The 18974-nt window shown below is 33.9% G+C and carries 19 protein-coding genes; 1 reads left to right on the forward strand and 18 read right to left on the reverse strand.

What is annotated here, in order from left to right; all coding sequences use genetic code 11:
- Positions 1-73 precede the first annotated feature (73 nt).
- On the reverse strand, positions 74-1186 hold the full coding sequence (locus tag CVU84_06505) for a UDP-N-acetylglucosamine 2-epimerase (non-hydrolyzing) (protein PKM95325.1): 1113 nt from the start codon (positions 1184-1186) through the stop codon (positions 74-76).
- Positions 1187-1342: 156 nt separating this feature from the next.
- Between CVU84_06505 and CVU84_06510 the strand changes: the two genes are divergently transcribed.
- Entirely contained in the window at positions 1343-1810 is a 468-nt protein-coding gene (locus CVU84_06510; protein ID PKM95326.1) for an amino acid-binding protein, read from the forward strand.
- Positions 1811-1978: 168 nt separating this feature from the next.
- On the opposite strand, the gene CVU84_06515 is transcribed toward CVU84_06510, so the two are convergent.
- The 17 genes from CVU84_06515 to CVU84_06595 all read right to left on the reverse strand — a co-directional run bounded on the left by CVU84_06515 (position 1979) and on the right by CVU84_06595 (position 18965).
- Entirely contained in the window at positions 1979-3064 is a 1086-nt protein-coding gene (locus tag CVU84_06515) for an undecaprenyl-phosphate alpha-N-acetylglucosaminyl 1-phosphate transferase (protein PKM95327.1), read from the reverse strand.
- Between the two features lie 124 nt (positions 3065-3188).
- Positions 3189-3635, reverse strand: a complete 447-nt coding sequence (locus CVU84_06520; GenBank protein ID PKM95328.1) for a cytidine deaminase — start codon at positions 3633-3635, stop codon at positions 3189-3191.
- 15 nt (positions 3636-3650) lie between these two features.
- Positions 3651-4280 carry a uracil phosphoribosyltransferase gene (locus CVU84_06525; protein PKM95329.1) on the reverse strand — a complete coding sequence of 210 codons (630 nt, stop codon included), beginning with the start codon at positions 4278-4280 and terminating at the stop codon, positions 3651-3653.
- A 37-nt stretch (positions 4281-4317) separates the two neighbouring features.
- Positions 4318-4746, reverse strand: a complete 429-nt coding sequence (gene rpiB, locus CVU84_06530; GenBank protein ID PKM95330.1) for a ribose 5-phosphate isomerase B — start codon at positions 4744-4746, stop codon at positions 4318-4320.
- On the reverse strand, positions 4743-5198 hold the full coding sequence (locus CVU84_06535) for a low molecular weight protein arginine phosphatase (GenBank protein ID PKM95331.1): 456 nt from the start codon (positions 5196-5198) through the stop codon (positions 4743-4745). The genes rpiB and CVU84_06535 overlap by 4 nt, the downstream gene beginning before the upstream one ends.
- Positions 5199-5211: 13 nt before the next feature.
- On the reverse strand, positions 5212-6261 hold the full coding sequence (locus CVU84_06540; GenBank protein PKM95332.1) for a threonylcarbamoyl-AMP synthase: 1050 nt from the start codon (positions 6259-6261) through the stop codon (positions 5212-5214).
- A 66-nt stretch (positions 6262-6327) separates the two neighbouring features.
- Positions 6328-7158: a hypothetical protein gene (locus CVU84_06545; protein PKM95333.1), complete on the reverse strand. Its 831-nt coding sequence runs from the start codon at positions 7156-7158 to the stop codon at positions 6328-6330.
- 43 nt (positions 7159-7201) lie between these two features.
- The gene (cwlD, locus tag CVU84_06550) at positions 7202-7852 is read right to left on the reverse strand and encodes an N-acetylmuramoyl-L-alanine amidase CwlD (GenBank protein PKM95376.1); all 651 of its coding nucleotides are present in this window, start codon (positions 7850-7852) and stop codon (positions 7202-7204) included.
- A gap of 114 nt (positions 7853-7966) precedes the next feature.
- Positions 7967-9691, reverse strand: a complete 1725-nt coding sequence (locus CVU84_06555; GenBank protein PKM95334.1) for a hypothetical protein — start codon at positions 9689-9691, stop codon at positions 7967-7969.
- Between the two features lie 3 nt (positions 9692-9694).
- Complete coding sequence (locus CVU84_06560) at positions 9695-11446, reverse strand: hypothetical protein (protein ID PKM95335.1); 1752 nt, start codon at positions 11444-11446, stop codon at positions 9695-9697.
- Between the two features lie 4 nt (positions 11447-11450).
- Positions 11451-12101: a DNA-binding response regulator gene (locus CVU84_06565; GenBank protein PKM95336.1), complete on the reverse strand. Its 651-nt coding sequence runs from the start codon at positions 12099-12101 to the stop codon at positions 11451-11453.
- The gene (locus CVU84_06570) at positions 12094-13446 is read right to left on the reverse strand and encodes a hypothetical protein (GenBank protein ID PKM95337.1); all 1353 of its coding nucleotides are present in this window, start codon (positions 13444-13446) and stop codon (positions 12094-12096) included. Before CVU84_06570 ends, CVU84_06565 begins: the two co-directional genes overlap by 8 nt.
- 174 nt (positions 13447-13620) lie before the next feature.
- Positions 13621-14412, reverse strand: a complete 792-nt coding sequence (locus CVU84_06575) for a TIGR00266 family protein (GenBank protein ID PKM95338.1) — start codon at positions 14410-14412, stop codon at positions 13621-13623.
- Between the two features lie 121 nt (positions 14413-14533).
- Complete coding sequence (locus CVU84_06580) at positions 14534-15697, reverse strand: hypothetical protein (protein ID PKM95339.1); 1164 nt, start codon at positions 15695-15697, stop codon at positions 14534-14536.
- Positions 15694-17013, reverse strand: a complete 1320-nt coding sequence (locus CVU84_06585) for a hypothetical protein (GenBank protein PKM95340.1) — start codon at positions 17011-17013, stop codon at positions 15694-15696. Before CVU84_06585 ends, CVU84_06580 begins: the two co-directional genes overlap by 4 nt.
- An 11-nt stretch (positions 17014-17024) precedes the next feature.
- Positions 17025-17960 carry an export ABC transporter ATP-binding protein gene (locus tag CVU84_06590; protein PKM95341.1) on the reverse strand — a complete coding sequence of 312 codons (936 nt, stop codon included), beginning with the start codon at positions 17958-17960 and terminating at the stop codon, positions 17025-17027.
- Between the two features lie 30 nt (positions 17961-17990).
- A complete protein-coding gene (locus CVU84_06595) occupies positions 17991-18965 on the reverse strand; it encodes a hypothetical protein (GenBank protein ID PKM95342.1) in 975 nt (324 codons plus the stop codon).
- Between the last annotated feature and the right edge of the window lie 9 nt (positions 18966-18974).

Consider the following 18974-nt stretch of genomic DNA (forward strand, 5'->3'; position numbering starts at 1 on the left):
ATAAATGATTTATATGTCCATTCTTTTTTCGCAAATTAAGATAATTTTTTCACAATATTTTTTAAGGTTCAAATTATATTGTTTTTAATATAGCTTTTACTATTCTTTCAGCCGCATGACCATCTCCGTATGGGTTGGTTGCAGTTGACATTTTCTCATACTCTTCTATATTCGTAAGGAGTTCATGGGTCATTTGGTAAATTGTGTCTTCCTCAGTACCTGCTAATTTCAATGTTCCCGCAACAACTCCTTCAGGTCTTTCCGTAACATTTCTAAGAACCAAGACAGGCTTACCCATCGATGGCACTTCTTCTTGTAAACCTCCAGAATCTGTTAGCACTAAATAGGAACGATTGAGTAGGTTATGCATATCCTTCAGCTCTAGTGGTTCTAAAAGATGGACATTCTTAAGGCCACCTAATATTTCATATGCTGTATTTTTAACTGCAGGATTGAGATGAACTGCATATACAATTTCTACATCTGAAAAGTTTAGCGCTATTTGCTTAACTGCATTGCAAATATTGATCAGTGGTTGTCCAAGATTTTCTCTTCTATGAGCTGTTAGTGTTATAACACGTTTCTTCTTATAGTCAATTGTATTTAAAAGATCTACAGAAAACATATATTCATCAGAAATAGTTGAACTAAGTGCATCTATAACGGTGTTGCCTGTGACATAAATATAACTATCTTCCACGCCCTCTTTAAGCAAATGCTCTCTAGCCGTTTGCGTAGGTGCAAAATGCAAATCAGTTATTGCCCCTGTAAGCTTGCGATTCATCTCTTCTGGGAATGGCTCGTACTTATTATAGGTCCTAAGACCCGCTTCTACATGTCCTACCTTAACCTGCTGATAAAAAGCTGCTAATGCTCCAGCAAAGGTTGTTGTTGTATCTCCATGTACTAAAACGATATCAGGCTTGGCTTCTATAATGACAGCTTCGAGACCTTCTAAAGCTCTTGTAGTAATTTGAGTTAAAGTTTGACCCGCTTTCATAATATCTAAGTCATAATCTGGCTTTATGTCAAAAACTTCTAAAACCTGATCTAACATCTGTCTATGTTGCGCTGTAACACATACAATACTTTCCATGCCTTCTGTTCTTTCGATAGCTTTTACGACTGGGCCCATCTTTATCGCCTCAGGTCTTGTTCCAAAAACACTCATTACTCGAATTGCCATATCATATCTTTCCTTCCTATGTAATGTTTTTATTATATCCTTTTATTTCATTATCAACAATTATTTTCGTGTTGTGCAATACCATTTGCTTTCATAAAATCTCATATGTTATAATATAAATACCACACATTTGTTCATACTCTAGGAGGTGTTTTAATGAGCATACCGGTTACCCGTATGAGTTTAACAGAAAATGTAACACTCATTACTTTAATAGCAATCCCCACTTCTCAGAGAGTCTTATCGAGCATTTTTTTATCCCTCTCAAAGAAAGAGATTAATGTTGATATGATTAGTCAAACTTCTCCATTAAAGGGCACAATCAATTTATCTTTTACAATACCTGATTCAGACCTTTTTGCTGCAATACAAGCTCTTAAAGAATTTAAAAGCAGCATTCCTTCTCTTAGAATTGAAGTTAATTCTAATAATACTAAAATATCACTTTTTGGTGAGGGAATGAGAACAACACCAGGTACTGCAGCGAGAACCATGCAGTTGCTATGTGAGAACAGTATAGATATTGTAATGATAACAACTTCTGAGGTTGATATATCCTATCTAATTTATGCTTCTGATCAAGATATCGCTACAAAATTATTTAGAGAACTAATAAAAGAATAATGAACCATAGAACAAATCGCTTGTCAGCGCGTTACATAATAATTTATGATATCTAACGCTTTGTTCTATGCTTCGTGGAAAGTAGAACTTTCCTACTGGATAAAATCAATAAAAGGTACTTATAAATCAATAATCTTAATATACCTTCATACCACTAACAAGAACACGTTATTCAACGTGTTCTTGTTTATTTAATAATTTTTTCTTTTCTCTTTTTGATATCATCAAATCTGTAACCCATACAACACCCATTAACAAAATAATAACTAGGGCAAATATAGTGTCATTCATTGCAACCAATATACCAGCAATACCAAACCCTCCACTAATACCATAAAGGGTAAGAACTGCCTTTTTATGACTATATCCCTTATCAACCAAACGATGGTGTAAGTGTCCTCTATCCGCCTTCATAACCGGCTGCCTTTTAATGATTCTTCTAAGTATTGCAAAAGAGGTATCAAAAATTGGTAATCCAAGCACAACAATCGCAATCACTAAGGTAATAGCGGTATAGCTTTTTATGAATCCTTTCACTGATATGACTGCTAAGGTAAATCCCAGAAAAGTTGAACCAGTATCCCCCATAAAGATTTTTGCTGGATTAAAATTATGTGGCAAAAATCCCATACAAGAGCCTGCAAGTGCTGCAGTAAGAAGAACAACCATTGGCTCCTTGTAAATAATTGATATGAACATTAGACAGAGCGCAGCAATTGAAGAAACTCCAGTCGCTAAGCCATCTAATCCATCAATTAAGTTAACAGCATTTGTTAATCCAATGATCCAAACTACTGTAACAATCTTACTCATAGGTCCAAGCATCAACACGCCACCTGCTGCCCACGGCCAAGTGACTAACTCAATAGTCGTCCCTGAAAACACAACAATAAGCGCGGCTAACATTTGAAAGAATAACTTTACTCTTGCATTTAAGTCATAGATATCATCTAATAAACCAACTACCGTTATAAGAATACTTCCAATAATTAGTCCTATGTAATGTTCGATCCGAAAACTCTTCATGGTAGGTGCTAATGCCAAAACCGTTATTGCAAATCCAAGTACGATCGCACTTCCTCCAGCTAGTGGCATAGGTGCTTTATGCATACTTCTAGCATTAGGTACCGCCACCGCGCCTACCTTAAATGCAAACTTCTTACTTAATGGTGTCATTAAAAGTGTAATTACAAATGCCATAGCAAAACCAACAATATATATCAAATTACTATTAATACCTGCTAACAAATCCATGTCTTCATCTCCCGTAAAGGAATTTTATCGCTTAGTCTTTTCTAGTCTTTTCTAATTTATAGCATATGTGTATCTTGCTGTAATAACCATGTATATTTTATATTTATATGTAACAATTGTCAACTTAATTTTTTTCCCATCTAACCACTTCTATACTTGCTTCTGATAGAAGCTGTAAGGACAATTCATCTGGGTAATCGCCTTTATACACAACTCTCTTTATCCCTGAATTAATAATGAGCTTCGAGCAAATAGCGCAAGGTTGAGCCGTAACATATATGGTGCCTCCATTGATTGAAACACCATACATGGCTGCTTGAACTATAGCATTTTGTTCGGCATGTGAAGCCCTGCATAGTTCATGCCTTTCGCCAGAAGGTATGTTTAATTCCTGTCTAATACATCCAATCTCAGAACAATGGACACAACCAGCCGGAGCACCATTGTAGCCAGTAGTTAAAATTCGTTTGTCTTTCACTATCATGGCGCCTACCTCTCTTCTCATACAAGTCGATCGTTCTTTAATCAACTCAACGATATTCATAAAGTATTCATCCCATGTTGGTCTCATGTCCATTCTCCTTCCTTATTTTGTTCCGTATAAGCGATCTCCGGCATCTCCAAGGCCCGGAATAATATATCCATGATCATTAAGCTTTTCGTCTAATGCTGCTATATATATTTCAACATCTGGGTGCGCCGCTTGTAATCTTTTTACACCTTCTGGCGCAGCAATTAAACACATAAAGTGAATTTTCTTAGCTCCCTTATCCTTGATAAATTGAATGGCAGCTGAAGCAGATCCTCCTGTAGCTAGCATTGGATCTAATACAAACAATTCTCTTTCTGTTGCATCATATGGTAACTTGCAGTAATATTCAACTGGATTCAGTGTCTCTGGATCTCTATACAATCCAATATGTCCAACCTTAGCTGTAGGCACCAAGTTCAACATCCCATCAACCATCCCAAGCCCAGCTCTAAGAATTGGTACAATCCCAAGTGTCTTTCCATCTATCTGCTTAATTTTAGTTATTGCTAAAGGTGTTTCTACCTCTATTTCTTTAAGCTTTAGATTTCTTGTAGCTTCGTAACACATAAGCATTGCAATTTCAGAAACAAGTTCTCTAAATTCTTTTGATCCTGTTGTTGATTTTCTTAGCACACCTACTTTGTGCTGTATCAATGGATGATCCATCAAATGTAATTTTTCCATTACTTTTCCTCCTAGGTAATTATCCTAATTTATGATTTTATTCTTCGATTTGCTGAATTCGTTTGATATGTCTTTCTTCATTTGAGAAGTCTGTAGCAAGAAAGGTTTCGACAATCTTCTTTGCTACCTCAACCCCAATTACTCTTCCACCTAGACACAATACATTCGTATCGTTGTGCTCTCGCGTCACACTGGCAGTATAACAATCGCTACATAAAGCAGCTCTTATTCCCTTGATCTTATTGGCAGCAATGGAAATACCTATTCCAGTACCACAAATTAATATTCCTTTATTGCTTTCATTGCTTAATACAGATTCGCATACACGTTTCGCATATACAGGATAATCTACGGAATCCTTTGAATGACATCCAAAATCTATAAATTCAATATTCTGATCTTTTAGCATTTTAATAATCTCTAGCTTTAATTCAAATCCGCCATGATCGCAACCTATAGCTATCATTTGCTGTCCTCCTTTAGTTTGTCAATTATTTTATGAATAATACTACACAATTGCTCTGCACAGGCATAATATTCGTCTAATTGCATTCCATATGGATCAACGATATCTCCATATTCTCCAACATATTCCTTTATCCCAAAAACACTGCCTTTTAAGCTTGGAAATTGCTGTAACAAATGAGTCTTATGCTTCAAAGTCATTGTTAAAATTACCACTTTCCCCTGTGCATCTATGATATCAAAGCTTTTGGCTATGTGCTCTTTTAAGTTTAAGTCGTATAATTCAAGTGCCTTTATTGCATTTTGATGAGCTGGTTCTGCCATAAACACGGAAATACCTCTAGATAAAAAAAATGCCTCGTAGCCTTTTTCTCCAGCTATTTTTTCTCCTAGTTTTTCTGCCATAGGACTTCTGCAAGTATTTCCTGTACATACAAAAATTATTTTTTTCATAAAATACCTTCTTTTACAAGCAGATTTTTTGATTCCCTGCTGCTTTGAGCAATCTGTTCATAGTTGCCATTCCAATGTCTTTTTCAGAAAAAGCTTTCGTATAAATAAATTCGATAGCTTGTTCATCCATCATCCTTAAAACCTTAAATAAATTAGCTGCTATTTCTGTTCTATTGTTTTTCGAGCCTATAACAATTATATTTTCGCATTGGTACATTTGCTCATCTTCATAAGTTGCAATAACTGCTACCTTAACACCAGCAACTTCTTTTTCTCTAACCAATTCGTTAATTTTATTCCTTACAAGATTTTCATCCCCATAAATAACTGTTAGTTTTCCTTTAGGTGCATAGTGCTTATATTTCATTCCTGGTGACTTTGGAACGATCTTCTCATGTTCTCCCATTAGCGTTGGATCTACTTGAACCTGTCCAATTTCCTGTTCTAACATTTCTTTAGTAACTGACCCTGGCCTTAGTAAAATAGGCATACCAGAAGAAACATCTAGTACTGTTGATTCCAGGCCTATTTGAGCCTTTCCACCATCGATAATCATATCAACCCGCCCATCCAAATCTTCAATAACATGTTTAGCACGAGTTGGACTTGGCTTTCCTGATCTATTGGCGCTTGGAGCTGCAATTGGTAATCCAGCCGCTTCAATAATGGCTCTAGCAATATTATTAGAAGGCAATCTAATTGCCACTGTCTCTAATCCTCCAGTAATAAACTTAGAGATGGTGGCCTTCTTATTAAATATGAGCGTAAGTGGCCCAGGCCAAAATTTATTCATAAGCCTTAGGGAAACCTCTGAAACTTCACTTGCATATTTATATACATCATCTAAGTGTGCTATATGAACTATTAATGGATTATCAGATGGTCTTCCTTTAGCTTCATATATTCTTTTAACGGAAGCTTCATTAAGAGCATTGGCACCAATACCATATACGGTTTCTGTAGGAAATGCAACAAGTCCACCTTGCTTAAGTAATGTGGCTGCTTCTTCTATCGCTTGGAAGTCTAAGTGCTCTCCATCAATTTTAACAATTTTTGTTGTCATTTTATCTCCGTTATTCTTAGATATTCTTGCTTCTAATATAGTATTATACCACATTTCCTAATGTTGTCAAAGAGCCTGACTTCTACCTTTTAACTTATCTAATCCGAAGTAAATTAACATGAAACCCAATAAAATAATAATCATCAATTGTCCAACATCATAATAATTATTATCTGTTTTATATAGATAAAGATTCGTCAAATTAAATACAACATGAATTACAATTCCACTATATAAAGTTTTTGTTTTCATTACGACGTAGCCTGCAATGATTCCAAGTAACAGTACTGAAATTCCTTGTATTAAGTCAAAATGAATTATGGAAAATAACAATCCTTGGATAACAATTGAAAACCATATTGACCATGTTTCAGCGAGCTTTCCCATTATAAAGCCTCTAAAAATAAGCTCCTCAAAAAAGGGTATACATATTCCGACAATAACAATAGTACTAATAAAACCACTTTTATATAGGCTATTGTAGCTTTTATAATATGGTTCTAAATTGATATATTCAGAAGCACCTAGTATTACCCCGTTGATTAAGAGCACTAAGCCAAATCCTATAATAACAGAAAATAATACATTAGCAAGCCCTATTTTATTTTTTATCCATGGGCATAATTGTTGATTTGCAATTTTAAATGCCAACATAATCATTACTATACCCATTATCCATCCAATAAATATGTATATTATTTGAGTACTATCAATCATTTTAAGTGCTTTTTCTTCAATTGATAGCGTATTTGAGATAAGCATTTTTGATACAATGCCATTTTCTTTTTTGGCTAATTGAAATATAACGAAGCTATAGCCAAGATAGATTATTTTTTGACATAAAAGTACAACAATAACATATAATATTGCTTCTACAATGCTCTTTATTTTACCCATATGTATCACCTAGTTTTATCATATTGTATAGATCTAGCATCTATTATTTGACTTCGTCTTCTTCCATCATCTTTTCTAAATATGCAACAACTCCCGCATGAATGCCATAAGCAATCTTCGTTTGGTACTCTTCATTAATCAAAAGATCAGCTTCTGCAGGGTTTGATAAAAATCCACATTCAACAATAACTGTTGTTACAGCAGTTTCTTTTAATAAAAAGTAGCTGCTATTCGCTTTAATCTCTCTATTATTTTCTGCATCAACATTTAATGCCATGGATTGTTGAATGTATCCTGCAAGATCTTTTCCTTCCGTTGACTCATCAAAATAAAACACTTGAGCACCCCTACAGTTTTCAGTTTGATAACTGTTTTGATGAATGCTGATTACAAGAGCAGCATCACTTTCATTACATAATCTAACCCTCTCTTGTAGGTCGGATTTCTTTTTGTTTTTTACGCCTTCCTTATACAAAGCATCGTCTGTTTCTCTCGTCATAATAACTGTGATTCCCTGCATCTCTAAATAACTCTTAAGTTTTATTGCAATGCTTAAATTAATATCCTTTTCAAGTGCATCATTGGTACCAACTTTACCTGGATCATTTCCTCCATGCCCAGGATCGATTACGATCACTAAAGATTTTTCTGCTTTTTGGAAGGTAGGAAGATAATCTCTAACAATTAGATTCATACTGAGTAAAAATAAAATCAAAACAAGTATTGGTTTAATCCATCTTTTAATGATATTACTGCCACCTTAACTTTTTATACATTATATTTTTGGCCTAAAGTAATTATACTTTAATTATTTTAGATACTCCTCTAGGACCTGCCATACTTCATCTTTTTCCAAACCTAGTTTCCATCCCGAAACGCCAGCCAAATCATATTCTATTGCAAGGCTCACCTTTTCCTCAATTGATTTTTCTTCTTCTAGCCAAATTTTATAAGTAATGTCCTCAATGATATACTCTCCATAATATTGAGCAACTATTTCGTCCCATTTAATATCTGCCTTGTTCTCTACTAATATTTCATAAGCCTTCTTCATACTATAGGCCTTTGACGATACTACTACTTCTCCTTCAACTACTTCCTCCATCCATAATCTAGTATAATATGGCAAACCAAGAATTATCTTTTCCTTTGGAACCTCTTTTAATGTATCAATAATACCTTTTTCCACAAATCCAATAGAGGCAACGGAACCACTTTCTGCTGAACCAGACCAATGTTCATCGTAAGCCATGATCATGACGTAATCCACTATCTTTCCTATCTCTCCCCTATTATAATGTGCTGTCCAGGCCGATGGAACATACAAATCTACAGATACAATTAGACCTTGCTTTTTTAAATAAGGTGTAAGCTCTTTCATAAACTGAACATAATGTATTCCATCTTCCTTTGCAATACTTTCAAAATCAATGTTTATTCCATCTAATTCATAAATTGCTGCTAATGCAAGGATTTGCTTGATGACTTTTTCTCTCTTTTCCGTACTGCTTAATACATCGTGCGTAATTGTCGAACTAAAACTGTTGCTTAACAATGCCCACACTTGATAACCTTGATCATGTGCCCAGTTTACATAACTAACATCTGCTAAATTAGATATATTTCCGTCTGAATCACTAATCGCAAACCAGGTTGGAGAAAGAACATCTAGTCCCGAAGCACCCTCTATTGTTTTCATCAATCCACTGTTTGCACTTGCATTCGTAACTTGATGCCATACAATATTAACTTTTCCATCGAAACTAGGAACTGGTGAATGGGCTTTCATTTCTTCTTGTTTTCCAGGGATATTTGTTGTTTCTACTATAGAATCTTTTTGCAAAAACCCAATATAGCCCTCTTCTGTTCTTACCTTATACCACTGTTCACTTTCCTCATAAATCTTAACATTTTCCCCTAGCTGTAATTTTTTAATATAGTTGCTGTTTTTATTCTTTGTAATTCGAAGCTTGACTTTTTCTGTCTTGATACTCCCTTGGACTGAATCTTTTTTTACATCATCTATAATCAACAAATCAAGCTCCTCGTTGTATTTTACTGAATAGGTGCAAAACTTTCCAAGTAAGTCAAGAGGAATATAGCCGCTCGAATCCTCCATTTGAATAATTGGCATGTTTAATCTTAACGGTTCATCGTTTACAAAATAATTCAATTCATCACTTTTCATTCTCACTACGTCTTGCGTTGTAGTGTAGGTCAATGTACTCTCTTTTTCATCCCAATAAAAGTTAGGATTTAAGTACTCTATTACAAAATCTATTGGTAAATAAATTTTATTCTCAAGGATTACTGGATAATGATTAAGCACAATAGGTTGATCTTCGAAAACAACATATGTATAATCTTCTTCAATCCCTTCAAATATTTCAGATGCATGGGCTTTCTCATACCCTGGAAAAAGCTCTCTTAATTTTGCAAATCCTTTCAATAGAAATACTGAAAGCAATATAATAAATGCACTAATTATAGTGATACGAAATATAATTGTTGCAACTTTTTTCATTGTGTTCATCTCCTAGGCAATTGATTTATCTTCTATTGTTAATGGTATTTTGATATGCAAGCTAAAACCTTCTCCATCTGGTGATCCACACGATAGGGTACCTTCCAACTCCTTAACCCTTTGTTCCATTCCTAATAATCCATTTCCTTTTATTAAATGGTTACATCCCTTTCCATTATCTGCAATAACAAGGTCAAGGCCTGAACCATTAACCCTGATTCCCAGTGTTATTTGAGTTGCTTGTCCATGTCTTACAGCATTGGTTAATCCTTCTTGACACATTCTATAAATAGCATCATAATACTTTGGCGCTATTGCTTCCTCTGCATATCTTGCAATTACTTCAACATGGGTACCTAAGGCTTCGATCTCTTGTCCCATCTTCTCAATTTCTTCCACTAGTTTATTGACGTTAATACTTGTAGTTGTGTTCCCCGCCAAGGACTTCTTTAGCTCTACAAAGCCTTCTCTTACTATATCTCTCGTTAAAATTATATTTTGATTTGTAACCGCCCTATCTTTTCTAACCATTGCATAGCTCATATCAAGCAACGAAATTACAAGTGTTAATGAATGTCCAATAATATCATGCAACTCCTTTGATACACGATTACGCTCTTTTGCAATAGTCAGTTTTTTGATAACGGCTAATTCCTCTGAAAGTGCACGATTTACTCTCTCAAGCTCATCATTTTTACTTTCAAGTTGCTTTTCAGCCTTGATGTATTGGGTAACTTCAATAAATCTAAAAATTACATACCGAAGTATTTTCTTTTCATTTTTGATTTTTTCTAATTGAACAATAAAATCCCGATCTATATGATGCACTCTAAGTTCTAAGGTTACCTTCTCAAGCTCAGGTTCACTGTGTATGAACTCATTAAATTGCATCTTTAGACCATCAAAATGATCAATATTATATTTATTATCTTCCAGATACCTTTCTAATGTTACGTTGTCAAGTACTTGAAGGTGCTCGGTAGCATATCGATTCATGATAGCATTATATTTAACAATCTTCATATCTTTATCAGCTATAAATATACCCTCATGCATATTTTCAAATATAGTATACCTAGCAATCTTTCTAATATCCAAAAACTTATATCTATACGAAACATATCCAAATATTAAAAATGTTACATTAAACATAATTGGTGTAATATCTGTAGGAATCCAAGTTAAGACAAAAACATGAAATATATTTGCAATCATCGGTAACCCTAATCCAATCGTTAGTAGAATCTTTTTACTATTTTCCATATCATTATTATTCTGATATAGACCCTTTAGCAAATAAATATAAGCAAAACAAATTAAGCTATATGAAAAAAATGTATGGAAATAAAAAGCAGCTCCATACGTCTTACTGGTCATTGAAAATTCACTAAAAAACAAATGATGATATCCATTTGTAATAAGTAGTCCATAATTAATCGTATTGACTAAAAAGATCCCTAAACTTATCTCTTCTCTAATCTTTTTCCCTTGTTGATAAAAATATGCAAAGTGCAGGAAGACACTTCCAAAGTAACATACTCCTATATACTGAAGAATCGTAAAAATCCATGTCAATGTCTCATTTGGAGAAAAAAGCGTTAATACCTTTCCTAAAATCCAAACAAAAATGGCTGCTTGTAAAACCAAGAAACCTCTTAATAGCTTTGTATTTTCTCCCCTTAAATAAAATATAACATTAAATCCAACCGAAATTAAGAGTGAGATTACATAAAAAACTTCTCCATATAACCGATCCATATTCATTTCCTCAACTTAAATTGTTTTTAATGGCAAAGATAACTAGCTGTGTTCTATCCTTAATTTCTAACTTTTCTAAGAGCTTTGACACCTTATTTTTTACCGTTCCTTCTGTAAAGTTTAAATCCTCTGCAATTTCCTTGTTGCTTTTACCGTCTACCACTTGCTTAATAATGCTTATATCCTTACATGATAAATGATAGCTTTCTATAGCTGTTGCTATTGTATTTTTCTCAGTAATCGTTTGTTTCACCCCTGAACGCAATGAACTTATTACACTCTTATGCATAACATATAGGTCATGAACAACACTTTTTACTGCTAGTACTAATGCTTCCGGCTTAATATCTTTGACCAAATAACCATCTGCTCCCTTTTCCATTGCCTCAAATATTGAATCTTCATCCTCAAAGGTAGTAAGAATAATTACTTTAGTATGGGGGTATTGCTCTTTGATTTTCTTTGTTGCGCCTATACCATCAAGCTTAGGCATTCTAATATCCATAAGAATGATATCAGGTCTAATTCTTTTGCAAGCTTCTAAAGCTTCATACCCATTGCAACCTCCATCAAAAACTGTAATCTCAAGATCTTGACTTAACATAAATATTAAAGTTTCTTTTAGCAATACTTGATCATCTACAACCATAGCTTTAATCATTTAATCCAACTCCCTTCTTATACCGTGATACTGCTTGTCTCATTTCATCAAGTGCATCTCTTGCCCTTGAGGTTGTCTCTCTAATTGCAATCTCTACTACTTCATCACGTTCCTCTTGCTCTAACAATAAACCACACACTTCAAGAAGTGCCATGATTTCTGTCATTGAATGACCAAAAGTATCATTGATTTCAGTCATCAATACATTTCTCTCCTTTTCAACCGTTAATTCCTTCATATTTTCCATATGCTCTTCAAGCTTTTTATTTGCTTTTAAAAGTTGATCGTTTTTATGTATAATACCCTTTTGTAAATGCATCATTTGTGTCATATCTCTAAAAGTAATCATGGTTGCAATCTTTTGTTGACGCTCATCAAAAATACTACTAACGGTATAAAATAAATGCAAATCCCTTTTTTCTATGTTAATTCGAAGCTCACCAGTAAACTGATTTTGTTCTACTTCCTTGACTGCACATAAAATGTTGTCAACAGAAAGCTTATTGTCCGAAATAGATTTGAATTGATTCATCATATCTTCCAGTTTATTGATTGCTTCTATCGTTATATATTGTTTGAAGAAGTCCTTATTCAAATCAACAATCTCTAATTTGTTGTTTATAACTATAATCCCATAATTTGCATTATTTAAAACCGATTCAAGCACGAAGGGAATCTTATCATACATTTGATATTTTATCGTTACCCCAATTAAACCACTCAAGTATAGAAACATAAATAAAATGAAGATGTCATGCTTCACATTCAACGTGCCTAAATAAAAAACAATATGTGCTAACAAATCAAACCCAATGGCTGCTATAAAATAGAGACTTTGCTTCGTTCTGTTAAGCCCCTCTGTCTTTAAATTATAATAAATGAAAAATACAATTCCTACAAGTAAATAACCAATGATCAATGTCCCGTATATGTAACGAAGCTTCAATGCTTGGTTGCTACTTCCACCAATTGCTGAGGCAATTAATAAAATGAATGCAATACAAGGTATACTACACCATAGCACTGACAATTTCTGATCCATAGGCCTTTTATAACTGTAGCTGTAAGCAAAGAGAAAAATATTGTACCCTACAAATACCATCATCGCGTCTTTCAAATAGGAAAAATTTATTCTTACTGCATTATTCACTACCATATATTCCAGTAGTAATACAACTAACCAAAGGAGAAGCAACAAATGTGCAATGATATATTTTTTTATAAAGTAGCTTGGTTTTGCCTTAACATAAATATAAACAAAATAAAAAACCAATAACAATGTTGAAGCCAACAACAATACAACTATACCAAAAATATGTAATGCGTTCGGTACAATTTCATTCATTTACTCTCCCCCTTCCATTATCATGATTAATTGTATTAAACCATATTTTATTTAAACATACAACATAAAAGCTATCCCTATTGGAATAGCTTCTATTCTCCCATTTTGTTCCTCTAAAAACCTTCACATAACACTGTGTAAAACTACATCTATAACATAAATATTATGTTATTCTTAATTACCATCAAGCAAGTTGCCAAATACTCCTAATATGCTTCCTTCCTCTTTGGACGATCCTCCAGTTCTTGATGCAGCCAATACCTTATCCGCCATTCTACTAAATGGTAAAGACTGAAGCCACACTGTTCCTGGACCTGCAACTGTAGCAAAGAAAAGACCTTCACCACCAAAAATTGTATTTTTAATTCCTCCGACAAATTGAATGTCATATTCGACTGAAGAAGTCAATGCTACTAAACAACCTGTATCTACTCTTAATGTTTCTCCTGCCTTTAAATCTCTTCTAACTATGCAACCACCGGCATGTAAAAATGCCAATCCATCTCCTTCGAGCTTTTGCATAATGAAACCTTCTCCACCAAAGAAACCTACGCCAATTTTCTTTTGAAATGCAATACCAATTGCAGTTCCTTTTGCTGCACATAAAAATGCATCCTTCTGGCAAATAATCTTACCATTGAAGTCTTTAAGCTCTACCGGAATAATTTTTCCTGGATAAGGTGCTGCAAAAGCTACCTTTCTTTGAGCTTGATCTTTATTTTCAAACATAGTCATGAATAAGCTTTCACCTGTAATCACACGTTTGCCCGCACTAGCAAGTTTACCCATAAAACTACTCTTAGCCGCTTGATTGCTACCATCTCCAAAAGTTGTTTCCATTTGGATACCTTGTTCCATGTACATCATTGCGCCAGCTTCAGCAACAACAGCTTCTGATTGGTCAAGTGCAATTTCTACAAATTGCATATCATCACCATATAATACATAATCTACTTCATGTGCCATCCAAGTTTCCCCCTATTTCATAAATAGTTCATCACAATAATGATATTGTACAACCTTTTATCTACTATTTTAAGTATCTTACGTCATTCATAGCGATGACTTTAGTCATCATTTTTAAAGTTTATACAGCTTTTCTATATGGAATAATTGATGCTAGTAGAAAAACAACTGCAATAACCAGTAGGATTATAATTGGTTTTATAACATCCTCCATACCACCGTTGTAGAGAATCACCTTGCTTAACCCTACCATTCCCCATCGCTGAGGCAAGAATTCTGCAAAGGTTCTCAAAAATTTTGAACCCATCATCTCAACTGGCCACATACATCCACCAATCATTGATGTAGCAACGATTATTGTTGGTAGTATAGCCGCTAGCTGTTGCTGCGTTTTGATAAAACCTGTAATAAAAAGTCCCATGGCCGTCCCCGCAATAACGTATGCTCCAAGAACACATATGAGTGCTAACGTACTACCTCCCCAATTCATATTAAAGAATAGCTTACTAGCCAATACTACAAATAACATTTGTACCATACTAACAACAAAATTACTAATTAGGTTTCCTGTAATAAGACTCATTTTAGATAAGGGTGATACGAGTTGTCTTTGCCAAACCATTAATTCCTTTTCATCTACAAGTGTTCCAATGCCAAACATGATCGTAAACATTGAAAAGAATAGTAAAAATCCAGTGAAAGTACTTTTTATAACATTATACTTTACCCAATCATCTTTTTGAAAAAAGGAAGCTTTGCTTTGAAAAGTAGTAACTGTTTCCTTATTTTCTACTAAGTCATCATAAATCTCCTTGGTAGTAATATCTACACCCTTAGCCACTAAAAAGCTTGTGATTCCTTTTGCAAAAAATTTATCTCCTATTACTTCGGAAATTAACGAACCGAGTGTGTTCTCTAAAGTACTCAATTCTGCTGATGCACCTTCTTTAAAGAAGGTAACATTTACCTTTCCTTGTTCTAGACCTACTTCGAAGCCTTCTTGTATATATACAAAGCCAATAATATTATCCTTTTTTAAATCTATAATACTTTCATCATAGGTACCTGCATAAAACTCATACGCTTTTTGGCTCTTAAGTTTATCTACGATCATTTCACTTATTTGCGAATGATCTTCATCCACAATGGCAACTTTAGGTGTAAATCCCTTGCTAAATCCAATACCAAAAATATATATAAATACAAGGGTCATAGCAGTCATAATTATCATAACCGGTATCATAGCTTTGTAGTTTTTTATTTTCATTATGATAAAGCTTATCATGCAATTACCCTCCTTTTACTCGCTTTTATAACAAACCCTGCACAAAGAATGAAAAACATTCCCATACCTAATAAAATCAATATATATTGCATACTTTCTTGCATTGGCCTAAACTTCATGCCGTTTAAGTAAATATGAATTGCAGAGCCATTTATTGCTATAAAATTGATTTTTTGAAGGGCTTTTGGTAATATTTCAACCGGAATAAAACTTCCTCCAACTAAGGCCATTAAATTAACAATGCCAAATTCAAAAATATTTGCTATATAATATCGATCTGTTACTAAGGTTAATACCGATACCAACATACCTAGACCTCCCACTGCAAAAGAAGAACATAACATAGCAACTAAAATCGTTAAACCATCTCCCCATTCTACTGATATAGCGACTCTTGAAAAAACAATCATAATCAAGCTTTGAATAACTGCAATTGACATAATTCTAACAAAATTACTCAACGCAATCTTAGCAATTGTTTTACCCGAAACTTCAAGTCTTTGAAGTGTAAACTCGTTTTTTTCTTCAATTAATGCTTTTCCACCTATGCTTGCTGCATAAAGTAAAAACATGGTCATGATTGCAACTGAATAATATTGAAAGCTATTAAGTGCATCCTCTCCAGTTACTTCTTTTACTGCAATGCTTACTTTTTCATTGGATTGATTTCGCATTAACTGATTGATTACATCCAGTTCTTCCTGTTTAAATTCATTTGATATTACGGCATTTATCAAAACTGCCTTCTTAGCAACACTTCCGTTCATAGCATTCGTGAACCCATCTATAAACATTTCAGCCATATCTGCTGATAACTGATATTCTGAGTTCTTAATTATTTCTATTGTAACGGTATTTCTTCCCGGAGTTGACAAACTAATAAGTGAATTGTATACAAAGTTTTTAGGCAAAATAATGAGTGCCGATGTTTTATTTTCTTTTAAAAGTTGCTCTCCCGTCGCTCTATCAACTATTGAATAATGAATGATTTCTTTAATATCGTTGTCCCCAAGAAATTCTTCAAAAAAAATCTTTTCTGGGTCTGTTTCCTTGTAATCAAAATCATCTTGAAAATCTCCTAAGAAGCCAGATTCTAATATCCCCTTAAACTTATCCATTTCAAATTCATAATTATATTCCTTTACAATGGCTATTTCAAAACTTTGTATACCACTCCCCTCCTCATCTTCGGAGAAGACACCCTTTAATGCAGAACCCAATATTGACATAAGTACAATAGGCATTAGTAGAATAATCGCCAGGGTTTTCTTGTCATAAAGGATGTTTTTTATATCTTTAATAATCATATTAAGCATAATAATCCTCCCTAATCCCTTAGAATACGCCCTGTTAATTGTAAGAAAACGGTTTCCAAGTTTGCTTCATCAATATCCATAGAATGAATATCTACCCCGTCATCATTCAATAAGTCTACAATATTCTTGAATACCTTTTTATCTTGAGTTGCCTTTACAATGATTTCCTCTTCAAGCTGAGACAAGGAAATGACGCAATCCAAGGCCTCAATTTTTTTAAGAACCTCCTGAGAATAGTTGCTAAGCTTAAGCTTAATGTCTTTTGTAGAATTGTGCTGCTCAATAAGCTGTTCCTTTGTTCCCTCTGCTATAATTTTGCCTTGATCCATAATACAAATTCTATTACATAAGTATTCTACTTCTTCCATGTAATGACTCGTATATATGACTGTCATTCCTTTTTTATTCAGCTCTAAAACGGTATCTAAAATGTGTTTTCTAGATTGAGGATCAATTCCTACCGTTGGCTCATCCATAATGATTAATTCTGGATCATGCAACAGGGCAACTCCAATATTTAATCTTCTTTTCATTCCCCCTGAATATGTCTTAACTTTATCCTTTAAACGATCTTTAATCCCAATGATTTCTGATATTTCTTCAATTTTATCCTTTAACTTTTGTCCCTTTAATCCATATGCTCTACCCCAAAAAACCAAGTTTTCTTTACCTGATAGCATTGGGTATAGCGCAATTTCTTGAGGTACATAGCCTAAGCTTTCTTGGATAACCTTTGGCTTGCTAAGAATGCTTGTATCTGCATAAAGGATTTCACCTGAATCTGGTTGGATCAGGGTTGAAATCATAGAAATCGTTGTTGATTTTCCTGCTCCATTTGGTCCTAATAAACCAAGTATTTCTCCCTTTTTCAAAGTGAAGCTAATTCCATCTACTGCTTTAACCTTTTTAAATTGTTTCGAAATGTTTTGAACCTTTAATAATTCCATATGTGCCTCCTATAGCTTATAATAATACTGCTAAAAAATATCTTCTGGGAAAATTGATTGTTGCTCAAAGTCCTCCATATCAATCCATTCATCCTCTTTAATGATTGGAAAATCAAATACTTGGTCTTCTCCAAGGTTTGTATTCTCTGCACTAAAGAAAATCTCTACTGAACGTGGTTCTCCTTTTTTAGGATCTTTCCAGCCCAATTTTATTTCATATTCTTCCTTTATTAATCTACCATCGAAATCAACATAGGCAATACCCTGAAATCCTTCAAGTACTAATCTTGAAACATAGCCTTCTATGGCAGTTAGAATTTCTTCTTCATTAACCTCTTCAAGCTCTTGTTCTTTTAGACCTTCCTGTAAAAGCGCTTCAATTACGCCTTCTTCTTTGATTACTCGAACCATTTCATCTCCGAGTAATTTTAATTGCTCTTCAGATGCTTCAATTGTATAGGTTGTTGTTTTGATTTGTCCTTCTTCGGTTAACAAGTATGTCTTATTACCTTTAAATACATCTTCTTGCTTAAGTAGCTCATTCCATTTTTCTATAATAGGTTTTAATAGTGTTTCATAAGAGCCTTCATGAATAAAACTATTCGATTCTTGATCGAAATCCTTTGGATTAAATGACATATATCCATTGATTATAGGCATTTTCATATATATATTTGTTCCATCCATATAAAAGGTGGTATCAAATCCCATGCCTCCAAAATTGTAATATGACTTTGCAATGACCTTTTCGGTTTCCTCTGAAGAATCATATTGTGCATTCATATCAAATTCGACTTCATCAAAGTAGCTTAAATCTCTTATTTGAATATCTGTTAACCCTTCGGTAACAAAATCAATATTGGTCCTAACTGTGATATTTACTCTACCCTTCTCTATACTTTGTGTTTTTTCTATTGCCTTTCTATAGTCGCCCAAGTCATCTGACGAACATCCTGTTAATAGTAATAAAAGTGCTAATACAATACCTACTTTTTTCATATTCATACCCTCTCC

It is taken from the genome of Firmicutes bacterium HGW-Firmicutes-1 (assembly GCA_002841625.1).
Taxonomy (GTDB): domain Bacteria; phylum Bacillota; class Clostridia; order Lachnospirales; family Vallitaleaceae; genus HGW-1.